This window comes from Arthrobacter sp. BB-1 (genome assembly GCF_006151685.1).
Taxonomy (GTDB): Bacteria; Actinomycetota; Actinomycetes; order Actinomycetales; family Micrococcaceae; genus Arthrobacter.
In genome coordinates this window covers 1-5,311 of sequence record NZ_VDEV01000046.1, presented here as the reverse complement: position 1 = coordinate 5,311, position 5,311 = coordinate 1, and the positions used below count along the sequence as shown (strand labels likewise).

The window sequence follows — 5,311 nt, the reverse complement described above, 5'->3', positions numbered from 1 at the left end:
CGCCCCTTGCCCTTACGGGTAGACAGGCCTCCGTCGGCCACAGCTCCGCAAGCTTCGCCAGCAGCCAAAACAACGGGGGGAGAGGGGACGCTGGCCGGTCACCTAAGCCGCCCCGCCAACGGCAAACAACTTGGTCCGCGCCCGCACCGTTTCCAGCCGCTTGACAGACATAGAAGCGTCGGGGGAAAGGGGAAGCTGGCCGGTCACCTAGGCCGCCCAACACACCCCCACGTCTCTGCAAGGACAAAAACCATGAACGCAACACCCACGCTCGAAATGCTCGACCCGGCCACCCTGACCGTCGATATCAACGTCCGCAAGGACGCCGCCCTGACCGCCGATTTCATCGCCAGCATCAAGGAACACGGCGTGATGGAACCCGTGATCGCCCACCGCAAGGACGACGGAACCGTGCACGTCCTGATGGGCCAGCGCCGGACCCGCGCCGCCGTCGAAGCAGGGCGGGACAGCATCCCGGTAATGATCATCGACAGCCCCGAAGAAGCCGAACGCATCGTCACGCAGGTCGTGGAGAACATCCAGCGCGCCGAACTGACGGAAGCCGACGAAGCCGACGCCTACCACCAGCTGTCCCTGATCGGCGTCTCGGCCGCCGCGATCGCCAAGAAGACCGGACGGACCAAGACCACCGTCGAGTCCGCCCTTAAAGCCAAGTCCACCGAGACCGGAGCCGCCGCCCTGGGCAAGGGATACACCATCGAAGAGGCTTTGGTACTCGCGGAATTCTTTCTTATGTGGACACTGCGAGCCTCATGGAGGATGAAGGCTGGGGGTGTTGCACTGGGAAGGTGACGCAGATGCGGGTTGTTACGACCAAGTCATCCGGGAGGGTTTCCAGCGTGATGCTTCTGGATCCAGACGGTTCGGCCGTGGTCCCTGTCTGCAGATTTTTGCAACACATTTTGGACTCCGGAGGCAGTCCGAACACTGCTTCGGCGTACGGTTTTGATCTGAAGAACTTGTTTGAATTCTTCGAGGAGGCTGGCACGGGCTGGGATGATTTCCGTCCTGCTGTCGGTTTGGACTTCTTGGGCTGGTTGCGGAAGCGACCGAGCCGAAGGCCAGCCCAGCGGCTTGGTCTTGCTATCACCGGCACTGAGGGACGGCTGCTGTCCGTGGCTACTGTTGCCCGGGTGCTGGCGGCCGTTTCGAGCTTTTATGAGTGGGCAATCATCGCTGAGCTGTTCGATGCGGAAAACCCAATGCGCCGGCAACTTGATCGGTCTTTGGCCATGGTGAGTGAGCGGCACCGACCCTTTACAGGTGGTGCAAGTAGGCAGCAGCCGGTCCGGCGACAGATCAGGGTCAAACTGCCCCTGAGACTGCCGCGACCCTTGGCGTTACCGGAAGTTGAGGCGTTGCTGAACAGCATGACCTGTTTGAGGGATCTAGCGATGGTCCTGCTGATGCTTGATGGAGGATTGCGCCCAGGGGAGGTGCTGAGCTTGCACCTCGAGGATGTTTCGTACGGGCACCGACGCGTCACTATCCGGAAACGAGATGACCATCCGCGGGGAGCGAGAGGGAAATCTCGTCAAGAACGCGTTGTTGATGTGCTGGAACCCCGCACTTTGGATGCCGTCAACCGATATGTCATGCGTGAACGTCCGTCCCAATCGGAGAGCCCGTTTCTCTTTCTCGTCGGTGGCCGCGGTGTTCGATCGTGTGATCCGCTTTCGTACGACGCGCTGGTGCGGATGTTCTCTCGACGGCTGAACGAGCTCGGACTGCGGGCACCCGAGAAGACACCGCACGCCTTGCGGCATACACACGCAACCCTGATGTGGGAAGCCGGCATGCGCGAGTTGGCACTCCAACAACGCCTGGGCCACGCATCACCGGAGTCGACCCGGATTTATACCAGGGTTTCGGATTCTCAGGTCCGCGACGAATACCGCGCTGCCTTGGCTGCTCTCCAGTGAATTCCGCTGCACGGGCAACTGCAGGGATACCCGTTCCTACCGCACGCCAGCACGCTACGGAGATCGAGTATGGAGGGTGGGTCAAGGCGTTTATCCCTCACTACGCGGCCCGCTACCAGCGCATGGCGGCCTACCGCAGGTTTGTTCAGGCTTGGCCTGATCTGGAGGACTGGTTCCGGGCGCCTCTTCTCGTCCGGGCTGGCTTTACCGGCGGACCGCTTCGCGCCACCGGACGTACGGGTACCTTCGACGCCAGTGGCTATCTGGTCTATTTGGCCCTCGTGCACGGCATCGGTCTGGATTACGAATTTTTATTCGTCCGAAAGTACGCCCGGCTTTTCAGCGTCCAGGCAGGCGGCAAGGGGCTCGGGGTGGACCTGGACCTCTTTGCCGCTCGCATGACACGCCTGACGGAGCTTGGATACGGGACAAAGTCATCCCATTCAAACCTCACCTGGGCGACCGGCCGTCTCCTCCTGCATCGCGGCGACCCCGACATCACGGCGATCTCCGCCGATGACCTTTTTCATATGGCCGAGCAAATTCGGTCCTTTGGCCAACGGGAGGACTTCGCTCAGCTCCGGGCCGCGCTCTACCAGAAGTCCCCTTGGCAGATGACCGGCGACAACGCCGGGGAACGCTTTGCCAGGGCCCACTTGGCGAAAATCCACTGCCTGCACGTCCTGCTGTTTAACGTTGGGCAGGTCACCGACCCGCCGATTACCGGCACGAGGCGCCGCGCGAGCTGGGAAGAAAACCTACTCCCGGAGCTCTGCCCACCACGGATCCGGGCAGTCGTTGAGCGCTATCTCCTCACCCGACTTGAGGCACAGTTCGACCGTCCACAAACGGTCAGGATCGCCCGGGAAGGCTTGCGGCGCCTCGTGAACTGGCTTGGACGTGAACATCCAGACATTACATCCATGGCACAACTGGATCGGGCCTTGATTGAGGAATACCTCCGTTGGTTGCCCACATACCCGAGTCAGAACACCGGCCAACCGCTGCACGTGACCACCCGCAAGCACGAGATCAATGCCATCGCAGCATTCTGTCGCGATACCGGCATATGGGGTTGGGACGACGTTCCGGGCAGGCCACTGCTCACGACCCGGGACGCACCTCGCAGGCAGGAGACAATTCCCCGATACCTCCCCCGGCACGAGCTGGACGCCCTGATGACCGCGATAGAAGGCCTGGCCGATCCATTGCAGCGAACCGCCCTGTTGCTGCTGAGGTGGTCTGGTGCAAGACGGGACGAGATCCGGCGACTTACCTGGGACTGCCTCGACACCTACGCCAGCGGCCATCCCAGGCTGCGGATCCCGGTCGGCAAAGGCCATTCTGAACGCCTCATCCCGCTGCATGCTGACGCGGCCGTTGCCCTGCAGGAGACAATCAACCAGGCCAAGGCGATGAAGGCAGTAGCGCGGCGTGATCCCACTACCGGCCGGTGCGAGAACTACATTTTCGTCCGCAAGGGCAAACTCCTGTCATCGGCGACCCTCTTCGATGACGCCTTTGAGAAGGCGTGCACCGCTGCCGGCCTCGTCGATTCCAAGGGAACCAGGACCGTCAGCGCACACAGGCTGCGCCACACCCTGGGGACACAGCTCGCCGAAGGGGGAGCGAGGATTCAGACCATCATGACGATCCTCGGCCATAAGAGCGCTTCGATGTCCATGATTTACAGCAGGATCTCCGACCCCGTAGTCCGCCGCCAATACGAGGAAGCATTGGCGTCAGGTAATCGGATTGCCGGTCCGGCAGCTGAAGCCCTCATGAACGGAAGGCTTGACGACGAGTCAGTTCACTGGCTGCAGACCAACTTTCTCAAGACCGAACTCGAACTCGGGCATTGCCTGCGTCTGCCCGCAGAAGGGCCCTGTGAATGCGAACTGATGCTCTCCTGCCCTAAATTCCTCACGACCAGCGAATATGCACCCAGACTCAAGGCGCGACTTGAACGCGAAGAAGAACTTGTCATTGACGCAGAGGTCCATGGGTGGCCGCGCGAAGTTGAACGTCACCAAGCTACCCAGCGGCGGATCAAACAATTACTCAACGACCTTGATGAAGACGGCATACTGACGAAGTCTGTTAGTTCAATCGACGACGCATAGGGGCAGCATTGAAAAGATCGGCATGGGCTCTGGCAGCAACAGCAACCATCTTCCTGATATTCGTTCTGCCATATCTCATGGCAGCGTTCGGAGCAGCCGCTAACGGGACTGAAACCTTGCTGCTGGTGGTCCTCGTATGGGCAGTCACCTGGACGATAAGTCGCAGACGTTCTCGTCGAGACAACGTGTGAATCTGATAGCCCTTTAAGGTGATCTGAGGCCTTCAGGAAGCTAAATGACAGTTTCGTTGCCTTGTCATCGCTCCTGGTGGTACCGCCCGCGGTAGGCTGGCCGAAGATGAGCCTGAGGGGGCAGCGCTATGAAACGTAAAGTCTTTGCGGCGACACTTGTTTTCGCGGCACTACTGCTAACCGGATGCCAGTCAACACCAAACATCAGCGCGCTGGAGCAGAACTCCGAAGCAGATCAGTTGCCTGGCGGACTGACGATTTGGCCTGAGAATGAGGTTCCTGCAAGCAACATCAGGCTGCTGGTCGAACACGAGGGAACTCAATACTTCGGCGCCAAAACCGCAAACGGCAAAGGGGCTTGCGTCGCCGTCCTCCCGACGACCGATTCAAAAACTTGGGTCGCGGGTTGCGGTGACATGACGGATGACCGGGAGATTGTCCATGTCAGCGGTTTGGGCATAGCCGAGACCGTGCTCATGACAGACGGGTTCGATATCGACCGCCTCAGCGGCGAAGGCTGGAAGCCCATCCACCGCAATATCGTAGTTACCGGCTCCCCGGCGCGCTGATTCGCGAGATTGCCACCCAGGCTTCTGCTCACCCTTGACGATCACCGCTTGTCCACATAATTGAGGACGACGAGGAAGCCACCGCCGAGCTCGAGTCCGTCATCATGGACGAACCCGACATGCTCCTGCACGTCACCCAGCAGCTGCGCGACAAGCGCGACCGCGCCGCCGCGCTGGCCGCACTCACCGCAGAGCTGGAATCGGACGGAACGACTGTTGTCCCGGAATGTGGGTACGGGGAGGACAGCGAAACCCTCCGGGTCACGTCCCTGAAAAGGGCGGACGGCGAACCGGCCACCGACGAGGACGGAAACGCCGTCTACATCGAGACGGACTATCGCGGCCAGCACTCCGCTGTCGCCGTCGTCACCGGCTGGAAAGACCTGGGCTTCACGCTCCGCTACTACAGCGGCTACGGCACATCATCGGCCCCCAAAGGCCCGATGACCGATGAGGAGAAGGCCGAACGGAAAACTCTGATCGAA

General features: G+C 60.7%; 3 protein-coding genes and 2 pseudogenes. All 5 read left to right on the top strand.

The window, feature by feature from the left end; genetic code table 11:
• Positions 1-252: 252 nt before the first annotated feature.
• A pseudogene (locus FHJ30_RS21155) lies at positions 253-747 on the top strand (ParB/RepB/Spo0J family partition protein); the annotation flags it as partial.
• Positions 748-863: 116 nt separating this feature from the next.
• A complete protein-coding gene (locus FHJ30_RS21150) occupies positions 864-1,943 on the top strand; it encodes a tyrosine-type recombinase/integrase (protein ID WP_240793795.1) in 1,080 nt (359 codons plus the stop codon).
• Positions 1,940-4,066, top strand: a complete 2,127-nt coding sequence (locus tag FHJ30_RS21145; protein ID WP_205677067.1) for a tyrosine-type recombinase/integrase — start codon at positions 1,940-1,942, stop codon at positions 4,064-4,066. The genes FHJ30_RS21150 and FHJ30_RS21145 overlap by 4 nt, the downstream gene beginning before the upstream one ends.
• A gap of 319 nt (positions 4,067-4,385) precedes the next feature.
• Positions 4,386-4,826 (top strand): hypothetical protein, encoded by a 441-nt coding sequence (locus FHJ30_RS21140; protein ID WP_139031207.1) that lies wholly within the window; start codon positions 4,386-4,388, stop codon positions 4,824-4,826.
• A 62-nt stretch (positions 4,827-4,888) separates the two neighbouring features.
• A pseudogene (locus FHJ30_RS21135) lies at positions 4,889-5,311 on the top strand (chromosome partitioning protein ParB); the annotation flags it as partial.

Bases quoted from the DNA above. Each gene is read 5' to 3' on its own strand.
- FHJ30_RS21140 (WP_139031207.1), top strand. From the start codon at position 4,386: ATGAAACGTAAAGTCTTTGCGGCGACACTTGTTTTCGCGGCACTACTG.
- FHJ30_RS21150 (WP_240793795.1), top strand. From the start codon at position 864: ATGCTTCTGGATCCAGACGGTTCGGCCGTGGTCCCTGTCTGCAGATTT.